Below are 18,787 nucleotides of genomic sequence, written 5' to 3'. Positions count from 1 at the left end.
CCTTACTCGTCCCGGCGCCTGAGCAGACGTCCGATCAGGAAGGATGTGCGCGGCGTGTAAACATAGGGTGTGTGGTGATCGGGCGTGCGGCCGACGCGCATCCGCACCAGCCCGAAGACGATCAGCAGCACATGCGCCAGCGCGATGAAGGCGAACATCGAGGCCGGGCCGAACGCGCCGATGAGCGCCGAGGCGATGACCGGCGAGGCGATGGCGCCGACGGCATAAAGAAACATCTGCGCGGCGCTGAGTTCGACGCGCTCGTGCTGCTCGGCGAAGTCATGGGCGTGCGCGGTCGATATCGAATAGATCGGGAAGGTGGTGAAGCCGAAGAATCCGGCGGCCAGGAAGATCGTGACGATGTTCCCCTGCGCCCCCGCGACCATGCCGGCGCATCCCAGGATGGACGCCGCCGAGATCCAGATCAGCACCAGCCGCCGGTCGTATTTGTCGGCGATCCAGCCCATCGGGAACTGGGCGAAGGCGCCGCCCAGCACATAGGCCGACAGGAACAGCGCGATGCGGTCGGCCTCGAGCCCCACGGCGATGCCGAAAAGCGGGCCGACCATGCGGAAGGCCGCGCCGGTCACGCCCGAGACCACGACACCCACCGCGCCGAGCGGCGATTTGCGCCACGCCATCATCGGCCTCAGCCGGGGCGCGGCGCCGGCCGGCGGGGCCTCGACCCGCGTCAGAAGCAGCGGGAACAGCGCAAAGCACATGAACAGCGCCAGCAGGTTGTAGCTGACATAGGCGGCGGGGGTCAGGAAGGCGATCATCACCTGCGCGCCCAGATTGCCGGTCACGTCGACCATCCGGTAGACCGCCATCGCCCGCCCGCGCGTGGCATTGGTGACCTTGGATTGCAGCCAGGCCTCGATGATCGTGTAGCAGCCCGCGACGGCCAGCCCCGACAGCATCCGCATCGCCGACCAGGCCCAGGGATCGACCCACATCATATGCGCGAGGATGCCGGTCGTGCCAGCGGCGGCGAAGGCGGCGAAGGCGCGGGAATGCCCCACGCTGCCCATCAGCCGGGGCGCCCACCAGCAACCCACGAAGAAGCCCAGGAAATGCGCCGAGCCCATCGCGCCGATCTGTTCGGCGCTGAAGCCCAGCTCGGTGCCCGACAGCGCATCCAGCGGCACCACGCCGCCCAGTCCCATCTGCAGCAGGAAGACCGAGACGAACAGAGCCGCGAAGGAAATGAGCAGGGACATGGGGGGGCCGGAAAAGCGTCTGTGCGTCACCATGGCGCGGGCGGGGCATTGCGTCCAGAGGCTTTGACAGCGCTCAGGCCCGGGGCGTAGCGTGGCGCCATGACACAGCCCGGCCATAACCACCCGCCCGACCCGCTGGATGCGGCGGCGGGGATCGTCGTCACCGATGCGTTCGAACGCTTCCGCCAGCGCGACGACGTATTCACGCGGGCGTTCTGGGACCCGTCGGTGCGCTCGAAACAGACCGATGCGTTCTTCGCCAGCTACCGCATCGACGCGACGCCGCGAAAGGGCGAGGGGTTCCAGCAAAAGGATTTCGCGCTGAGAAACGCGGCCTGGCTGGTCAGCGACATCGTCTCGAACCGCTCGGCGGGCGAGGGGGTGCGCGAGGGATTTCAGGCCCCGATCCGCGCGGACACGCCCATGGCCCCGGTGCAGGTGGCGGTGGACGACCCGGCGCGGATGGCGGGGGAGATCAAGCGCGTGGCGGCCTTCTTCGGGGCCGATCTGTGCGGGATCACCGCTTTCGATCCGCGCTGGATCTATGAAACGCAGGTCGATACCCGCGATTTCAGCGAGGCGCCGGTGGATCTGCCGCCCGGTATGACCTCGGTGATCGTGCTGGGCCACCAGATGGACCAGCCGCTGGTGCAGACCTATCCCTCGGCGCTGGCGGGCGCGGCGACGGGGCGGGAATACAGCCATGAAGCGGCGATCATCATGCAGCTCGCGGCCTTCATCCGCAACTTGGGATACGAGGCCGTGGCCTCGATGAACGATACCGGCCTGGTGATCCCCTATGCGGTGAAGGCGGGCTTGGGCGAATACGCGCGCAACCAGCTCGTGATCACGCCCGAATTCGGCCCGCGGCTGCGGTTCTCCAAGATCTTCACCAACCTGCCCCTGACCCACGACGCGCCGAAACCATTGGGCGTGAAGGCGGTCTGCGATATCTGCACCCGCTGCGCCGATGCCTGCCCGGTCAAGGCGCTGCCCTTCGATGCGCCCTCGGACCGGAGGCCGGGACGCAGTGCGATCAGGGGCGTGGTGAAATGGACCTCGGATGCCGAGAAATGCTTCGGTTACTGGGCGAAGCTGGCTTCGGATTGCGCGATCTGCCTGCGGGTCTGCCCCTTCAACCGGGACTTTTCGAAGCGCCGCAACCGGCTGTGGCTGACACTGGCGCTGTCGCCGCTCCGGCGGCTGGCCCTGTGGCTCGACGACCGGTCCGGGCGCGCCAAGCGGATGAAACCCCGCGACTGGTGGGGCGCGTGAATGCGCAGGTTCCGGGTCGAGAGCCCGCGCGCCGGTGGATAGGATGCCCCCGAAGGTGAGTATTTCCGGCAGAATGAAGGGGCGCGGGATGGACGGGGTGATGGACGAAGGCAGATATCATTACGGCGTCATGGCGCGCGCGATTGCCGAGATCGATGCGGCGGGCGGCGAGCGCGTGGCGTTGGAGGACTTGTCCGGGCGGCTGGGCATGTCGGCGGCGCATTTCCAGCGCGTCTTCACGCAATGGGTGGGCGTGTCGCCCAAGCGCTATCAGCAATATCTGGCGCTGGGGCATGCGCGCAGCCTGCTGGCCGAGCGCTTCACCGTGCTGGAGGCGGCGCACGAGGCCGGGTTGTCGGGTCCCGGGCGGCTGCATGACCTGTTCCTGCGCTGGGAGGCGATGACGCCGGGCGATTACGCGCGGGGCGGCGCGGGTCTGCGGATCTATTGGGGCTGGTTCGACAGCCCGTTCGGCGCGGCGCTTGTGATGGGGACGGACAAGGGCCTGTGCGGCATGGGTTTCGCCGCCGAAATGGGGGCCGAGGCTGCCTTTGCCGATCTGGTGCGCCGCTGGCCCAAGGCCGATTATGTCGAGGATCCGATGCGGCTGAAGCCTTGGGTGGATACCGCCTTCGGCCATGAGGGCGGGCTGCGCGAGACGCCGCTCTACCTGATCGGCGCGCCGTTCCAGATCAAGGTCTGGGAGGCGTTGCTGACGATCCCCTCGGGGCATGTCACGACCTATTCCGAGATCGCCCGTGCCATCGGCAGCCCAAAGGCGAACCGGGCGGTTGGCGCGGCGGTGGGGCGCAACCCGATCAGCTGGCTCATCCCGTGTCACCGTGCGATCGCCAAGTCGGGCGCGCTGACAGGCTATCACTGGGGCCTGCCGGTGAAGCGGGCGATGCTGGCCTGGGAGGCCGCGCGCGAAGACGCGGCCTAGCGGGCAGCAATCCGCCGATCAATCGATCGTGACGCGGGCGGTGCAACAAGGCCACTGTCCGCGCTGCAAGGCTTTGGATATTCTGCGCTCCGACAGTTTTGTCCCCAAGGACTTAAAGGAGATTTCCATGACCGCAACGAAGGCGATGGCGGCGATGTCCGCGCTGGCCCTGATGGCCGCCTGCACCACCTCGACCGGCGATCCCTATCGCGCCGGCACCGGCGCGCTGACCGGCGCCGCCGTGGGCGGTCTTCTGGGCTCCATGGTCGGCGACCGGGGCGACGCGGCGATCGGCGCCGGGCTTGGGGCTATCGCGGGCGGCATGATCGGGGCGCATATGGACCGGCAGGCGGCCGAGCTTCAGGCCTCGCTGGGATCGAACGCGCAGGTCGTCAACACCGGCCAGGAAATCGTCGTGACGATGTCGCAGGATATCCTGTTCGCCACCGACAGCTCGGCCGTGCGTCCGGATCTGCAGACCAATCTGCGCGCCGTCGCGCAGAACATCAACAGCTACCCGCTGAGCATGCTCTTCGTCACCGGCCATACCGACTCGACCGGTTCGGACGCCTATAACCAGGCGCTGTCGCTGCGCCGCGCCGATGCGGTGGCCGGCGTGCTGATCTCGGCCGGCGTGCCCGCGCAGCGCGTGCAGACCCGCGGCATGGGCGAAAGCCAGCCGGTGGCCTCGAACGAGACCGCGACGGGCCGGGCGCAGAACCGCCGGGTGGTGCTGACGATCCGTCCGAACTGAGCTGTCCGGGCCAGACCTTACAACACGTCGATTTCGGGGGCCGGGCCGCGTTGTCCGGCCCCCGATTATTCTGTCCGGTTTTCGGCGCAGCCAGTTGCCCGGCGGCAGGTGCGGTCATATCTTTTGACCAATCAGGGGGGGAAGATGCCGTTTCAGCCGGTCCAACAAGAAAAGCTCTCACGCGGGGTCGTTCGCCAGATCGAGCTTCTGATCCTGCGCGGCCTGCTGCGCCCCGGCGAGCGTCTGCCGTCCGAGCGCGAGCTGGCCGAGCGTATGGGCGTCAGCCGTCCGTCGCTGCGCGAGGCGATCGCCGACCTGCAGGAGCGCGGTCTGCTGGTCAGCCGCGCCGGGTCGGGCGTGTTCGTGGCCGACATGCTGGGCTCGGCCTTTTCCGAGGCGCTGATCAAGCTGTTCGCCACGCATGAAGAGGCGGTGGTCGATTACGTCAGCTTCCGGCGCGACCTTGAAGGCATGTGCGCCGACCGCGCGGCGCGGTTCGGATCGGATACCGATCTGAAGGTGATTGACACCGTGTTCCGAAAGATGGAAGCCGCGCATCTGAAGCGTAACCCGGCCGACGAGGCCGAGCTCGACGCGGAATTCCACCTCGCCATCATCGAGGCAAGCCACAACATCATCATGCTGCACACGATGCGGGTGATGTTCGACTTGCTGAAGGCCGGCGTTTTCTACAACCGCCAGCAGATGTTCCGCCAGCGTTCGACGCGGGATCTGCTGCTGGAACAGCACCGGGCGATCAACGCGGCCATCCAGGCGCGCGATCCCCAGGCCGCCCGGCAGGCCGCCGAGGCGCATATGAACAAGGTCGAGCAGACGCTCGGCGAATTGCGGCGCGCGGATCGCAACGAGGATGTCGCGCGGCTGCGGTACCAACACGAACTGGCGCGGGAGTAAGCGACCAAATGCCTGATTACAGCAAATCCGGGGGCCGTGGCGCGCCGGGGAAACATCCGCGCAACAAGACGGTGAACGAGCATCCGAAAGGGAAGCTGGGCGGCGATGCCGACAAGACGGCGCTGATCGAACGGATGAAGAAAGCGGCCGAGAAAAACCAGCAGGCCGATTGAAAAGGACGCGCCGGAATCGCTTGACCGATCCCGCGCCGCGCTATCTGATAAAAAAAGCCCCCGCCACGAAGGACGGGGGAAAGTGGCGTCCATGCGCGGAAGCACGGACGCTGGCGGTAAACTGTTGATGCGTCAGCCGTTTCGGGCCATTTCGGACCGGATCTGCTGGCGCAGGATATCGATGGGGATCAGCTGCCCGTCGCGCTTGAACTGCCAATAGGTCCAGCCGTTGCACGAAGGCGCGCCTTCCAGTGCGGCGCCGACCTGATGGATCGAGCCGCGATGCGCTTCCGAGACCAGCGAGCCGTCGGCGCGCACCTTCGCGGGCTTGCCGCGCGGTGACAGAAGAACCTCGCCCGGACGCAGCATCCCGCGCTCGACCAGCTGGCCGAAGGGCACGCGCGGTTCGGCGCGTTTCGAGGTCGAGATCTCGAGCGCCGAGGCGTCGAGCCTGCGCACCTTGTCGAGCCGTTTCAAAGCCGCCTTGCGGTAGCCTTCCTCGCGCTCGATGCCGATGAAGTGACGGCCCAGCATCTTCGCCACGGCGCCGGTGGTGCCGGTGCCGAAGAACGGGTCCAGCACGACATCGCCGGGATTGGTGGTGCCGATCAGCACGCGATGCAGCAGGCTTTCGGGCTTCTGCGTCGGGTGGACCTTGTCGCCGTTGTGATCCTTCAGGCGCTCATGGCCCGTACAGATCGGCAGCACCCAGTCCGAGCGCATCTGCACACCTTCGTTGAGCGCCTTGAGCGCCTCGTAATTGAAGGTGTATTTCGACGCTTCCGCCTTGGACGCCCAGATCATCGTCTCATGCGCGTTGGTCAGCCGCTTGCCCTTGAAGTTGGGCATCGGGTTGGACTTGCGCCAGACGACATCGTTGAGCACCCAGAACCCGGCGTCCTGCAACGCGGTTCCGACGCGGAAGATGTTATGGTAACTGCCGATAACCCAGATCGCCCCGTCCGGCTTCAGAAGCCGGCGCGCCGCGTTCAGCCATTGGCGGGTGAACTTGTCGTAAGCCGCGAAGCTTGCGAACTGGTCCCAATGGTCGGTCACCGCGTCCACAGCCGAATTGTCCGGCCGGTGGAGAGCCCCCTTGAGTTGGAGGTTATAGGGCGGATCCGCAAAGATCAGATCAACGCTGCCTTCCGGCAGGCTGTTCATCATTTCAATGCAATCGCCCGCAAGTATCTGGTCGAGCGGGAGCCTTTCGGCCACCGTCGCCCGGGTCTTCATTGCCATCACTGCCTCATTCCGGGCGCCGGTTTTTTGTTTGGTGGCGCTCCGATGGACTTAAGATGATTCAAGTTGGAGTCCGCGTCAATTCCCTTTCTGAATCAGTCCCTTATTTTGCGTTCTTAACACAACATCTTGCGGACGGGGGCGAAAGAGCGCCTATGATGCGGGGTTACCCCCCTCTCCTGCAGCGCCTTCAGGTGCGCGGGCGAGGGGTAGCCCGCGTTCTTTTCCCAGCCATATCCAGGGTTTGTGAGCGAAAGTTCAGACATGATCGCATCGCGCTCGACCTTGGCCAGGATGGATGCGGCGGCGATCGACAGGCTGAGGCTGTCGCCCTTCACCACGCATTGCGCGGGGATCGTCAGGTCGCGCGGCAGGCGGTTGCCGTCGATGAGCGCATGGGTTGCCACGGGCTGCAGGGCCGACAGCGCGCGCAGCATCGCCAGGTGGCTGGCCTGCAGGATATTGAGCGTGTCGATTTCGTCGACGCTGGCATGGGCCACGGCCCAGGCAACGGCGTTGACGCGGATCTCTTCGGCGAGCCGCAGGCGGGCGGGTTCGCGCAGGCGCTTTGAATCGTCGATCCCCGCGGGCAGCCGCGCCGGGTCCAGGATCACCGCCGCCGCCGTTACCGGCCCGGCCAGCGGTCCGCGCCCCACCTCGTCGACGCCTGCCACCAAGGGCACGCCGAGCGCGGTTTCAAGCGACAGGTCGGGCAGCGGGCGGGCGGTTCTGGTCAGTGTCAGGGTCATGACCCGAGAAACCACGCCGCGCGCGATCAGGCAAGTCGCGGCGCCCCTTTGCGGGGCAAAAGGGGGCAAGCCCAAGGCCTGCCCCCTTTCTCCGGGTTTCCCCGGCTCACGCGTCCCGGCCGCGATGCCGTTCGAAAGGAATTGCGGTGAAATACGAGGTCGCACCGCAACCGGGACGGTGACTCAATAGCCGGACTGCCGCAGGCAGGTGGCGTTGAAGATCCGGTCGCCGTTCGTCGCGGTGACGCGGCAGCGACCCGGCAGGTTGTTGTAGCCCGCGTTGCGCAGGCAGTTGGCCCAGTAGCCCTGCACGCTGCGCCCGTTCTGACGATAAGACATCAGGCAGCGGTTGGGCAGGTTGCCGCGCACCTGCGGCTGGCCGTGATAGGGCGGCGAGACGCGGGGCGGCTGGGCCTGGATCGGCGGGGAATAGGGCGGCTGGTAGCGCGGCGGCGAGGAATAATAGCCGCCCTGACCGCGATAGCCGGCCTCGTAGAGGCATTCGGCGATATAGCCGCGCCGGACATGGCCGCCCCGCAGCCGGAACTCGTAGCTGCAACGGCCGGGCAGGCCCTGATAACCCGCGCGGCGCAGGCAGCGGGCATTGTAGGATTGCACATTGCGATGGTTGACGCGGATGGTTTCCAGGCACGAATTCGGCAGCGCCCAGCGGCCGTAATATTGCGGCGTGTGGTTGTCGTCGATGGCGTTGACGATGGCGCCGACGACGATGGCCCCGGCAAGAAAGCGCAGGATGTCGTCGGCATCGGCCTTGGCCGGACGCGCGGTAGCGCCCAGACCGGCGAGCAGGAGTGCGGCGGCAGCCACCAGCATGGTCAGTCGCTGCGGCAACGCGCGCATCCCGGCCGAGGGATTGCGAGAGAGGGATGTCATGACAAGACCTTTCAGGATGTCGGTTACGCGGAATGTCGGTGGCACGATGCGTCGGCAACGGGCGTCTGAACCCGCAAGACACGCGGCGCGCGTGTGGACCGTCATGGACTCAGCCTGCGCAAGCCGGTCGTGAGAGGCAATATCGGGGGGTGGTTATCGGATAACGTCGGCGAAAACGCGCCTTTCCGGGGGCCGATATTGCATAGCGGGGCCGGGATGCGCATGGTCGGCAGGTATCCGCTCCATAAAAGCCCGAGACCGCCATGACCTTCCGTTCCCTGATTCTCACCGCCGCCACGCTTACGGCGCTTGCAGCGCCCGCGCAGGCCGCCTGCTATGCCGAGTATCGGGCGCAGCGGCAGAACCCCGTCCAGCTTGCCTTTGGCGTGGCCGAGATCCGCGGCGGGGCCTGCAATGCGCAGGCTGCCGCCGATTATCTGCGCAACGCGCTGGGCCGCTCCGGCTGGACCTTGTCGAATATTGTGTCCACAGTTAACTCGAACGCCGCTCCGGGAAATTCGGGTTACACGAATGGCCACTACCTCCGCTTCTGAAACCAGCCTGACGCGCGCGGGCTCGCGCGCGATCGTTCTGGGGATCGCTGCCATCGTGCTAATCCTAGCACTGGCGGCGGTTCTTTTGTTCATCAACCTGCCCGACACGAACGAGTTCAACGCGCGGGTGCTGCAGATCTTCAACGACAACGCCGACCTGACCGGCAATGCCGAGCTGCGGCTCCTGGAGATCCTGGCTCAGTCGGGCACCACCTTTACCGAGGTGCTGGTCAGCTATCGCGGCGTGATCTTCGTGCTGATCGTCTTCGCCAGCCTGCTTCTGATCACGTCGCTGGTTCTGGTTCTGGTGCTGATCGGGCTGAACCGAAAGCTGGCTGAGGTGCAGAAGACCGGCATTCAGGTATCGTCTCTGGTCATCAGCCGGGGTGAGCGCAAGGTCTATATCAACGACATGGAGTTCAACCTGACCGAGGCCGCGGTCGAGGCGCTGGCGGTGCTGGCCGAGGCGCGGATGGATGACGAGATGATGTCGGGCGCGTCGCTGGAATCGGTGATCTCGGGCCGCAAGGAGGCGGATTGCGAGGAAGCGGCAGGCGCCACGCGGATCAAGCGGCTGCGGGATTCGCTGGGCAACCAGATGGTCAGCGAATTGCTGGTGCGCAACATCCCGCGTCAGGGTTACATGCTGGCCGTCGAAAAGGACGTGATCCGCATGATCTGAGCCGCGGGAGCATACGAAAAGAGCGGCCGGAATCCCCGGCCGCCCTTTCGCGTTGTCCCGGTGGCTTACTCGGCGGCGTTCAGCATCGCCGGGCTGTCGACCAGCCCCTCGAGGTAGTCCGAGATCGCCCGCGCGATGGCGCGCTTGTCATCGACGGGCGTCACGCCCTCGGATGTCACCATCAGCGCGCGCTGATCGGTGCCGCGCGTATCCTCGCCGCGCGTGGCGACGACCAGCCCGGCACGGTCCAGCCGTTTCGACGCGACGCGGATCAGCTCTTCCTCGGAAACGCCCTCGAGATACTTGAACGCGACCGTGTGCATCCGCGTATCGGCGTTCATCGCAAGGTCGATCACCTTCTCGGTGGGTTCCAGATCCAGCGTCAGGCTGGCCTGACCCGAGGCGATCTTGCCGGTGACCGCCTGCCGGGGCCGGTAATCCGCCACCCCGGCCGAGAACACGCCCGCCCAGAGCCCGGATTTCACGCGCGAAACGACGGTATCCCGGTACTCGTCGAAGGTGCGGGTGACGGTGATCGGCATCGGCGTTTTCGGACGCCAGGCGCCGTCGCCAAGGATGAGCTCGGCCTCGGCCCCGCGCCAGACCAGCTCTTCGGCCAGCTGCGCGCCCAGACGGCCCCGGAAACGGTTGACGATGCGGCGCACGCCGTCGATCGGTACCGGGGTCGGGCCCGCCGTGACCATGATCCGGCGGCCCTGCAGCGGCGACTCGCTCAGCGCACGGCCCACGGCGATGCACAGAAGCTCGGTCTCGGGCAGGTTGTGCTTGCCATAGGCGTCACGGGGCGCGATCAGGTGCACGCCCTGCGCCGCCAGCCTGCGCGCATTGTCGACAAGCTGGGCGTTGTGCATCGTGCCGTGCATCGTCGGCGCAATCAGCACCTTCGCGCGTCCCTGTTCCATCCGGCCCAGGGCCGAGATCAGCGTCGAGGTGACGACGGTGTCGCCGATCCCGTGCGCCATCTTGGCGATGGTCGAATGAGTTGCCGGGGCAACAAGGTAGGCATCGAAAGGCTGCCCATCGCTGAGATGCTCGGCACGCCAGGTCAGTCCGGTCACGACCGGACCCAGCGTGGCCCATTCCAGCGCCTCGCGGGCGACGTAGTTCAGCGCGTCCTCGCTGGCGAAAGCGGTGACGCTGGCCCCGTGCCGGCGCAGACCGCGCGCCAGTTCGGGGGTCTTCATCGCCGCGATCCCGCCGGTCACGAGCAGCGCAATGCGTTTGCCCGCCAGCCGGTCCGAGGCGCGCGGCACGTCGTGGTCGCCCATCGACGACGGCGTCGGGGCGCTGAAGTCCCAGTCGTATAGACTCATGCGCTGACCCCGTTGCCGGCGACGGCCTCGGCGGTCGAACCCAGCCAGCGCTGGTGCACACCGCGCGCGCGATCGACATGGGTGTTGAGCGCTTCGAAATGGCGGGTTTCGAACCGGCTTTTCTTGCCCATTTCCCCGGCGATCGAGTCGACGACGGTGATGTCGAACAGGTCCTTGTGCTGGATCTCGAGGCAGGGAATATAAGGCGCGCCCTCGGTCAGGACCGGCTCTTCGCGATGCGCCATCCACGGAAACATTTCCAGGAAGATGCGGTAGCTGGCGTAGTCGTAGGACGAATCCGCGCCATGCCACACGCCGTTCAGCTTCACCGCGGCGAAGTAGTGACGCACGGTCGGGCGTTGCAGGGCCAGCCAGCTCGACGGCATCAGCTTGCCCAGAACCGAGGTCGGCATCGGCACTTCGACAAAGCCCGCTTCCAGCCCGGCGGCGCGCATCAGCGCGACCTGAAGATTGGTCTTGGTCGTACACATGCCGACGCCACGCTTGAGCGTGTCCGAGGCGCGTTCCTGCCAGGCGCCGAAGCGATAGGGGAAACCGTGCACGAATTTCAGGATCGCCTCGGCCGTGCTGGCGGGCGAGGCGCGGCGCAACCGTGCGGCCTGACGACGAATTTCCGGGTGATCGGCATCGCAAAGCGAATCAGCCTCGGGCAGTTCGTCGGCCGGTTTGGCCGCCGCTTCGGCCATGTCCGAGGCAATCAGCGCCTTCGTCATGCCGCGCCGCAGATCCATCGGCAGGGTGGTCGTATCCACTACCCAGACGCGCGCAGGGCGGTCCAGCGCCTGCAATTCGCTTTCCGGTGTCCCGAAATGGTTGCCCGGACCGAACCAGCCCGACGTCCCCGCAAGGCGCCCATCGAGCACAACATGAAGCGGTGACTCGGTTTTCGCGGGCAAGATGTCGCCCGCATCAAGGTAATCGATTGTTCCGAAGCTGAACAGTTCCGCCTCCCGTCCGGGCATGAAAAGCCCGAGGGTAGAATCCGAAAACATATTCAGCAATTCAGAGTTGTACTTGTCGAAAGCAGCTACCTGCATGTGAACCCCCAATAGTCTCGACGTTTTTTGCTTTCGCCCCGCACCCATCCAAAACTGGCAACCTGAATGAATGCGATCACAGCGCTAGATTAACGCCAGAATGCACGCACAAGAAGAAGAATGTTTCTATGAGGGAAACAAACTTCTGAAATGACTCACAGAATGCAACATGCCGCGTTGCAGAATGCACCGGCCCGATGGCTTCCGTCGCGGCAGGGATCTGCAAATTTTCGTCAGAGAATGGCTTTCTGTAGTTGAAATGCCCCGATCTTCCGTCAATCCTGAGACGACGCGCCGAAGGAGGCCGGCACCGGCGATCAACGCCGGGTCGAGACGGCGCGGGTCTGGGAGGACCATCCATGGATGTGTTGCAACTGCTGTTGAGCGGGCTCGCCAACGGCTGTGTCTACGGCCTCGTCGCCTTGGGATTCGTGCTGATCTACAAGGCGACCGAAGCCGTGAATTTCGCGCAGGGCGATTTCATGATGCTCGGCGCTTTCGTCATGGTGGGGCTGGTGAACCCCCATTTCATGGGGCTGAACTTCTGGCTGGCGGTGCCGATCGCGCTGATCATCATGGGCGCGCTGGGCTATCTGCTGGACCTGACCGTCCTGCGGTTCATGTTCGGGCAAAGCCAGACGGCGGTGGTGATCCTGACGATCTCGCTGGGATTCGTGATCCGTTTCGTCGCGGGGGTGATCTGGGGCCACGAGCCGCAGAACCTGCATTCCCCGCTGGCGCTGGGCGATGTGCGATTCGGCGGGGTGGTGCTGTCGCTCGCCGATATCGCGGTGATCGTCGTCACGCTGCTGATGACCCTTGCCCTGTGGCAGTTCTTTCAGCGCACGAAGCTGGGACTGGCCATGCAGGCGGCGTCGCAGAACCAGATGGCCGCCTATTACATGGGCATTCCGGTGAAGCGGGTTCAGGGCGCGGTCTGGGCGCTGGCGGGGATCGTCGCCTGCGTGGCGGGGATCCTCTACGGGTCGAAAGGGACGCTCGACATCTCGGCCGGGTTCATCGGCATCAAGGCCTTTGCGGCGGCGGTGATCGGCGGGTTCGGCAGCCTGCCGGGCGCGCTGATGGGCGGGCTGATCGTCGGCGTGATCGAGCCTTTCGCCGCGCGCTATCTGCCGACCGGCTATTCGCAGATCGCCCCCTACGCGATTCTCATCTTCGTGCTGGTATTCCGGCCGCACGGGCTGTTCGCACAAGTCCGCGTCAAGAAGGTCTGATCCCATGCGCTTTCACTTCAAGACATCCTACGATCAGGACATCCGGCTGTTCCCCGACTGGTGGAACTTCTCGCTTTACGTGGCGCTGTTGCTTCTGATGCTGGTGCTGCCGTGGCTGATCGACGGCTTTTATCTGGGCGAAGTCACCAACGTGCTGATCTGGGCGGTGGCGGGCCTTGGCCTGATGCTGCTGACCGGGCAGACGGGACAGGTGAGCCTCGGGCATTCGGCCTTCATGGCGCTGGGCTGCTACAGCTGCGTCAATTTCATGGAGCTGGGACTGCCGTTTCTGGCCGCGTTCCTGCTGGCCGGGATCGTGACCGGCATCATCGGCGCGATCATCGCCATTCCGGCGCTGAAACTGCACGGTGTCTATCTGGCGATCTTCACGCTGGCGCTGGCCATTCTGGCAGACGACCTGATCGTGATCCTTGAACCCTGGACCGGGGGCGTGAACGGCTATTTCGCCCCGGTGATCGAGATCTTCGGGATCGAGATCAACCGCTGGGCCGCGCCCGAGACCTGGTATTACCTTGCGCTGGGCACGTCGATCTTCGTCGCGCTGCTCTATCGCAACCTGCTGCGCTCGCCGCTGGGCCGGGCCTTTGCCGCCGTGCGGGATTCCGAGATTTCGGCGCAGGCGATGGGCGTCGATGTGGCGCGCACCAAGACGCTGGCTTTCGGCCTGTCCTGTGCCTTTGCGGGCCTTGGCGGGGCGCTGATGGGCCTGTTCGCGGGCGCCTTCAACAACGAAACCTTCAACTTCCTGATCGCGATCCAGCTTCTGATGATGATCATCATCGGCGGGCTGGGCTTTATCCACGGCGCGTTTCTGGGTGCGATCGTCATCGCCTTCCTGCCGCAATTCCTGTCGATCCTGACCGACAATCTGGGCTCGGCCTCGATCCCCGGGCTGGAGACCGGCGTGTTCGGCATGATCCTGATCGCCTTCATCCTGTTCGAGCCGATGGGCCTGTACGGACGCTGGCTGAAGATCCGCACATGGCTTGAGCTGTTCCCCTTCGCCCGCCGCGACATGTTCCGTCGCCAGAAAACCTATCTGAAGACGGAGCGCCTGAGATGAGCCTTTTGGAACTCGACGGCGTCACGCTGAAATTCGGCGGCGTCACGGCGGTGAACAACCTGTCGATGTCCGTGAACGAGGGCGAGGTCTTCGCGCTGGTCGGCCCCAATGGCGCGGGGAAATCGACGGTCTTCAACATGATCTCGCGGTTCTACCGCCCGGTTCGGGGCTCGATCCGGTTCGATGGCGAGGACCTGCTCAATCACCGCGCGCATGAGATCGCCAATCTGGGCATCGCCCGGACCTTCCAGAATATCGAGCTGTTCGAACGCGCGACGGTGCTGCAGAACCTGCTGGTCGGACGGCATCGTCACCGCCGGTCGACCTTGCCCGAACAATTGTTCTTTGCCGGGCGGATCCGGGCGGAAGAGCGCGAGCACAGGCATGCGGTCGAGGAGGTGATCGATTTCCTCGATCTGCAGGTCTACCGCGACAAGATGATCGCCGGGCTGCCCTACGGCGTGCGCAAGGTGGTGGAACTGGCGCGTGCGCTGGCGACGAAGCCGCGGCTTCTGTTGCTGGACGAACCGGCATCGGGCCTGTCGGTCGAGGAAACGCAGGACATGCGCTGGTGGATCGACGACATCCGCCGCCAGATGGGCATCACGGTGCTGATGGTCGAGCATGACATGGGGCTGGTCTCCAAGGTCTGCGACCGGGTGCTGGCGCTGGCCGACGGGGCCAAGCTGGCCGAAGGCACGCCCGCCGAGGTTCAGTCGCATCCGGCGGTGATCGAGGCTTACCTCGGCACCTCGGCCGTATCGAAGACCGCGAATGCGCAGGGAGAGCGGGTATGAGCGCGCTTCTTGAAGTCAAGAACCTTGAAACCTTCTACGGGCCGATCATGGCCATTCGCGGCGTCAGCCTGGAGGTGCAGAAGGGACAGGTCGTCACCGTGCTGGGCGCCAATGGCGCGGGCAAGACGACCCTGCTGAAGACCATTTCCGGGATCATGGACCCGGAAAAGGGGCAGATCCTGTTCGAAGGCGACCCGATTCAGGGCCGCGAGCCGCATCAGGTGGTGCGGCGCGGCATCGTGCAGGTCCCCGAGGGGCGCGAGGTCTTCCCCCTGCTCACGGTCGAGGAAAACCTCAGCCTCGGGGCCTATACCCGCTCGGACCGCGCCGAGATCGCGCGCGACCGGGACATGGTGTTCAGCTATTTCCCGATCCTTGCCGAGCGGCGCGAGCAGGAAGCGGGCACGCTGTCGGGCGGTCAGCAACAGATGCTCGCGATCGGACGGGGGTTGATGCTGCGGCCCAAGATCATGCTGCTGGACGAGCCGTCGCTGGGCCTGTCGCCGCTTCTGACGCAGGAAATTTTCGACATCCTGCGGCGTCTGAACAAGGACGAAGGCGTCACCATGATGCTGGTCGAACAGAATGCCGCCGTCGCGCTGGATCTGGCCGATCAGGGCTACGTGATGGAGCTGGGCCGGATCGTCATGGCCGACAGTGCCGCGAAGCTGGCGGCGTCCGAGGATATTCAGAGCTTCTATCTGGGCCATGCGAACGAGGGCGCGCGGGGCGAGAGGCGTTGGAAGAAAAGGAAAACATGGCGATGAGCGGCGAGAAGGTTCTCAAGGGCGTTCGCGTCAATGCCGAGCCCGGGCAGCGGCCCGTCCGCATCGACGGCCATGTGACGGTGCCCGCGCTGTTGCGTGCGCGCTGTCAGGAAAACGGGCTGGCCACCGCGCATCGCGAAAAGGATCTGGGCATCTGGCAAGCCTATAGCTGGACCGATTACCTGACGCATGCGCGGCTGATCGGCATGGGGCTGCGGGCGCTGGGGCTGGCGCGCGGCGACGTGATCTCCATCCTGTCCGAGGACAACAAGGAGTGGATGTATATCGATATGGCCGCGCAATGCATGGGCGCGGTCTCGTCGGGTGTCTACACGACCGACAGCGCCCAGCAGCTTGCCTATCTGGTCAATGACAGCGCGACGAAGTTCCTGTTCGTCGAGAATGACGAACAGCTCGACAAGTTCCTGGAAGTGGCCGACCAGATGCCGTCTTTGCAGAAGGTCATCATCCTCGACCCCGAGGGGCTGCACGACTTCGCGCATGAGAAATGCCTGTTCCTTGACGATCTCTACGATCTGGGCCGCCGTCACGACGACGAGGCCGTGTTCAACGCCGAGATCGACAAGGCCAAGCCCGAGGATGTCTGCGTGCTGATCTATACCTCGGGTACGACCGGGCAGCCCAAAGGCGTGATGCTGACGCAGGAAAACATCATGGCGGGGATGGAATGCTCGCTGTCGGGGCTGGGATTCGAAAAGCGGGCCGAGCAACTGTGCTTCCTGCCCCTGTGCCATATCCTGGAACGGATCGTGTCGCTTTACACGCCGCTGATCGTGTCCTCGACGGTGAATTTCGCGGAAAGCCCGGAAACCGTCTTCGACAATCTGCGCGAGATCTCGCCGCATGGTTTCGTTGCCGTGCCGCGGGTGTGGGAAAAGATCTATTCGCGCGTTCTGGTCATGGCGCAGGAATCCACCGCTCTGGGTCGCTGGGCCTTCGGGCAGGCGATCAAGGCCGGGCGCGCGCGGGCGGATTGCCTGCTTGACGACAAGCCGGTGCCCGCGGGTGTCGCGTTGCGTTACCGGATCTGGGATTTCCTTGTCCTGTCGAACCTGCGCCGGATGCTGGGCATGGACCGGATCGAGCGCGGATTGACCGGCGCCGCGCCCATCTCGCCCGACCTTTTGCGCTGGTATCACGCGATCGGCGTGCCGCTTTACGAAGGCTTCGGCATGTCCGAGACGGCGGGCGTGGCCACCATCAACCTGCCCGAATCCAATGCCACAGGGTCTGTGGGTCGCCCCAATCCAGGCGTCGCGGTGCGGATCTCGTCCGAGGGCGAGATCCAGGTCAAGGGGCTCAACGTCTTCAAGGGTTATCTCAACAAGCCCGACAAGACCGCCGAGGCTTTCACCGAGGACGGCTGGCTGAAGACCGGCGATGTCGGCCGGCTGGACAATCAGGGCTTCCTGACGATCACCGGCCGGATCAAGGACATCATCATCACCGCCGGGGGCAAGAACATCACCCCCGCCGAGATCGAGAGCCGTCTGAAATTCAGCCATTACATCAGCGATGCGGTGATCATCGGCGACCGGCGCAAATACCTGACCTGCCTGATCATGATCGACCAGGAAAACGTCGAGAAATACGCCCAGGACCACAAGGTGCCGTTCAGCGATTTCCGGTCGCTGTGCCGCGCCCCCGAGGTGCTGGACCTGATCCGCGCCGAGGTGGATGCGGTCAACAAGGAGTTCGCGCGGGTCGAGCAGATCAAGGATTTCCGTCTGATCGACGTGCTTCTGACAGCCGAGGATGAGGAGCTTACGGCCACGATGAAGCTGAAACGCGCAACCGTCGAAACGCGCCACAAGGCGCTGATCGACGCGATGTATTGAAACATCAAGACAGGGCCCTCGGGTCCGAAAAGGGGAGGAAGACATGAAGACCAAACTGATGATCGCCGCCGCCATCATGGCCGTGGCCGGCACGGCGGGCGCGCAGACCCGTGGCGTCACCGACAGCGAGATCCTGATCGGCGGCGCGCATGACCTGTCGGGCGTGTTCGCGGCGGTGTCGACCCCGGCGGTGAACGGCGCCAACCTGTTCTTCGAGCAGGTGAATGCCAATGGCGGCGTGCATGGCCGCCAGATCCGCTACATCACCGAGGATCACGGCTATCAGCTGCCGCGCGCCACGCAGGCCTATAACAAGCTGATCGAGCGCGACGGCGTCTTCGCGATGCTGCTCAATCTGGGCACGCCGCACAACCTGGCGCATTACCCGCTGATGGAGCGGCGCGGCGTCCCCAATATCAGCCCGCTGACCGCCGCGCGGGCCATCCTGCCCGAACCGCCGGGCATGAACTTCGTCGCGTTCTCCAGCTATTACGACCAGGTGCAGGCGGGGATCGAGTATCTGAATGCCGAAACCGGCGCGACCAATGTCTGCTCGATGTATCTGCCCACCGATTTCGGTGAAGAGATCGCGCTGTCGTCGCGCGAAGCGGCCGAGCGGCTGGGGCTGAACTATGTGGACGAAACCACGCACCGTCCAGACGAGCAGGACTTCGTCGGCGCCGTCAGCCGTCTGCGCGACGCGGGCTGCCAGATCATCACGCAGGCGCTGGGCGTCCGCGCCGGGATCACCGTCGTCGGCACGGCCAAGCGGCTGGGCTGGGAAGACGCGATGTTCCTGACCACGTCGGCCGGGTTCCTCGAGCCGGTGGCGATGGTGCCGGGCGGCGTGACGGACGGGCTTTATGCGTCGTCGGGCTGGCAGGATCTTTATGCCCGCGCGAATGACGAAGCCCCCGCCGCGTTCATCGAGGCCTATCAGGCGCGCTACGAGCAGCCGGCGTCCGGCTTCGCTATGCTGGGCTACACCGCGGCGCAGAACCTCGTGATGGCGCTGGAAGAGGCCGGGCCGGATCTGACCACGGAGAATTTCGTGGCGGCGATGGAATCGCTCGATTTCGATGACGCGCTTCTGGGCACGCATGTCAGCTACGGCGCCGATCACCAGGGATCGAACGACATCTTCATCAGCCAGGTCGGTGACGGGGCGTGGCACACGATCGCCCGGATCGACGGCGATACGATGGAAACGGTCGACATGACCGGCGAGTGATCGCCACCGGGCCTTGCCGGG

At 65.1% G+C, this 18,787-nt stretch carries 19 protein-coding genes; 13 read left to right on the top strand and 6 right to left on the bottom strand.

Going from position 1 to position 18,787, the window contains the following annotated elements; genetic code table 11:
• Positions 1-2 precede the first annotated feature (2 nt).
• Positions 3-1,220 carry an MFS transporter gene (locus C4N9_RS01450; RefSeq protein ID WP_109531507.1) on the bottom strand — a complete coding sequence of 406 codons (1,218 nt, stop codon included), beginning with the start codon at positions 1,218-1,220 and terminating at the stop codon, positions 3-5.
• Positions 1,221-1,319: 99 nt separating this feature from the next.
• Between C4N9_RS01450 and C4N9_RS01445 the strand changes: the two genes are divergently transcribed.
• From C4N9_RS01445 to C4N9_RS21745, 5 genes are all read left to right on the top strand, one after another.
• A complete protein-coding gene (locus C4N9_RS01445) occupies positions 1,320-2,495 on the top strand; it encodes a 4Fe-4S double cluster binding domain-containing protein (RefSeq protein WP_109531506.1) in 1,176 nt (391 codons plus the stop codon).
• Positions 2,496-2,595: 100 nt separating this feature from the next.
• A complete protein-coding gene (locus C4N9_RS01440) occupies positions 2,596-3,438 on the top strand; it encodes a methylated-DNA--[protein]-cysteine S-methyltransferase (protein WP_109531741.1) in 843 nt (280 codons plus the stop codon).
• A 127-nt stretch (positions 3,439-3,565) separates the two neighbouring features.
• Positions 3,566-4,192 (top strand): YiaD family glycine zipper/OmpA-like lipoprotein, encoded by a 627-nt coding sequence (locus C4N9_RS01435; RefSeq protein ID WP_109531505.1) that lies wholly within the window; start codon positions 3,566-3,568, stop codon positions 4,190-4,192.
• A 144-nt stretch (positions 4,193-4,336) separates the two neighbouring features.
• The gene (locus C4N9_RS01430; RefSeq protein WP_109531504.1) at positions 4,337-5,107 is read left to right on the top strand and encodes a FadR/GntR family transcriptional regulator; all 771 of its coding nucleotides are present in this window, start codon (positions 4,337-4,339) and stop codon (positions 5,105-5,107) included.
• Positions 5,108-5,115: 8 nt separating this feature from the next.
• Positions 5,116-5,280, top strand: coding sequence for a hypothetical protein (locus C4N9_RS21745; protein ID WP_168192081.1), 165 nt, complete (start codon positions 5,116-5,118; stop codon positions 5,278-5,280).
• A 132-nt stretch (positions 5,281-5,412) separates the two neighbouring features.
• Here the strand turns inward: C4N9_RS21745 and C4N9_RS01425 are convergent, their stop codons facing one another.
• From C4N9_RS01425 to C4N9_RS01415, 3 genes are all read right to left on the bottom strand, one after another.
• The gene (locus C4N9_RS01425; RefSeq protein WP_109531503.1) at positions 5,413-6,522 is read right to left on the bottom strand and encodes a site-specific DNA-methyltransferase; all 1,110 of its coding nucleotides are present in this window, start codon (positions 6,520-6,522) and stop codon (positions 5,413-5,415) included.
• 116 nt (positions 6,523-6,638) lie between these two features.
• Positions 6,639-7,271, bottom strand: coding sequence for a ribonuclease HII (locus C4N9_RS01420; RefSeq protein WP_109531502.1), 633 nt, complete (start codon positions 7,269-7,271; stop codon positions 6,639-6,641).
• Positions 7,272-7,454: 183 nt separating this feature from the next.
• Positions 7,455-8,165 (bottom strand): hypothetical protein, encoded by a 711-nt coding sequence (locus C4N9_RS01415; protein ID WP_146195101.1) that lies wholly within the window; start codon positions 8,163-8,165, stop codon positions 7,455-7,457.
• Between the two features lie 263 nt (positions 8,166-8,428).
• On the opposite strand from C4N9_RS01415, the gene C4N9_RS01410 reads away from it, so the two are divergent.
• Both C4N9_RS01410 and C4N9_RS01405 read left to right on the top strand, forming a co-directional pair.
• On the top strand, positions 8,429-8,719 hold the full coding sequence (locus tag C4N9_RS01410) for a hypothetical protein (RefSeq protein ID WP_109531500.1): 291 nt from the start codon (positions 8,429-8,431) through the stop codon (positions 8,717-8,719).
• The gene (locus C4N9_RS01405) at positions 8,697-9,401 is read left to right on the top strand and encodes a hypothetical protein (RefSeq protein ID WP_109531499.1); all 705 of its coding nucleotides are present in this window, start codon (positions 8,697-8,699) and stop codon (positions 9,399-9,401) included. The genes C4N9_RS01410 and C4N9_RS01405 overlap by 23 nt, the downstream gene beginning before the upstream one ends.
• Before the next feature lie 65 nt (positions 9,402-9,466).
• On the opposite strand, the gene C4N9_RS01400 is transcribed toward C4N9_RS01405, so the two are convergent.
• Entirely contained in the window at positions 9,467-10,735 is a 1,269-nt protein-coding gene (locus C4N9_RS01400) for a phosphopantothenoylcysteine decarboxylase domain-containing protein (protein ID WP_109531498.1), read from the bottom strand.
• Positions 10,732-11,718: a transglutaminase domain-containing protein gene (locus tag C4N9_RS01395; RefSeq protein ID WP_168192080.1), complete on the bottom strand. Its 987-nt coding sequence runs from the start codon at positions 11,716-11,718 to the stop codon at positions 10,732-10,734. The genes C4N9_RS01400 and C4N9_RS01395 overlap by 4 nt, the downstream gene beginning before the upstream one ends.
• 434 nt (positions 11,719-12,152) lie before the next feature.
• Here C4N9_RS01395 and C4N9_RS01390 point away from each other — a divergent pair, with 434 nt between their 5' ends.
• The 6 genes from C4N9_RS01390 to C4N9_RS01365 are packed head-to-tail and all read left to right on the top strand — an operon-like array spanning position 12,153 to position 18,766.
• Positions 12,153-13,028: a branched-chain amino acid ABC transporter permease gene (locus tag C4N9_RS01390; protein ID WP_109531496.1), complete on the top strand. Its 876-nt coding sequence runs from the start codon at positions 12,153-12,155 to the stop codon at positions 13,026-13,028.
• 4 nt (positions 13,029-13,032) lie between these two features.
• Positions 13,033-14,112: a branched-chain amino acid ABC transporter permease gene (locus tag C4N9_RS01385; RefSeq protein ID WP_109531495.1), complete on the top strand. Its 1,080-nt coding sequence runs from the start codon at positions 13,033-13,035 to the stop codon at positions 14,110-14,112.
• Positions 14,109-14,909: an ABC transporter ATP-binding protein gene (locus C4N9_RS01380; RefSeq protein ID WP_109531494.1), complete on the top strand. Its 801-nt coding sequence runs from the start codon at positions 14,109-14,111 to the stop codon at positions 14,907-14,909. Before C4N9_RS01385 ends, C4N9_RS01380 begins: the two co-directional genes overlap by 4 nt.
• Positions 14,906-15,676, top strand: a complete 771-nt coding sequence (locus C4N9_RS01375; protein ID WP_109531493.1) for an ABC transporter ATP-binding protein — start codon at positions 14,906-14,908, stop codon at positions 15,674-15,676. Before C4N9_RS01380 ends, C4N9_RS01375 begins: the two co-directional genes overlap by 4 nt.
• On the top strand, positions 15,673-17,535 hold the full coding sequence (locus C4N9_RS01370) for an AMP-dependent synthetase/ligase (protein ID WP_425440789.1): 1,863 nt from the start codon (positions 15,673-15,675) through the stop codon (positions 17,533-17,535). The genes C4N9_RS01375 and C4N9_RS01370 overlap by 4 nt, the downstream gene beginning before the upstream one ends.
• Before the next feature lie 43 nt (positions 17,536-17,578).
• The gene (locus C4N9_RS01365) at positions 17,579-18,766 is read left to right on the top strand and encodes an ABC transporter substrate-binding protein (protein ID WP_109531491.1); all 1,188 of its coding nucleotides are present in this window, start codon (positions 17,579-17,581) and stop codon (positions 18,764-18,766) included.
• Positions 18,767-18,787: the final 21 nt, after the last annotated feature.

Origin of the sequence: Pararhodobacter marinus, from assembly GCF_003122215.1 — a bacterium.
Lineage (GTDB): Bacteria > Pseudomonadota > Alphaproteobacteria > Rhodobacterales > Rhodobacteraceae > Pararhodobacter > Pararhodobacter marinus.
This window is presented reverse-complemented; position numbering and strand designations above follow the sequence as displayed.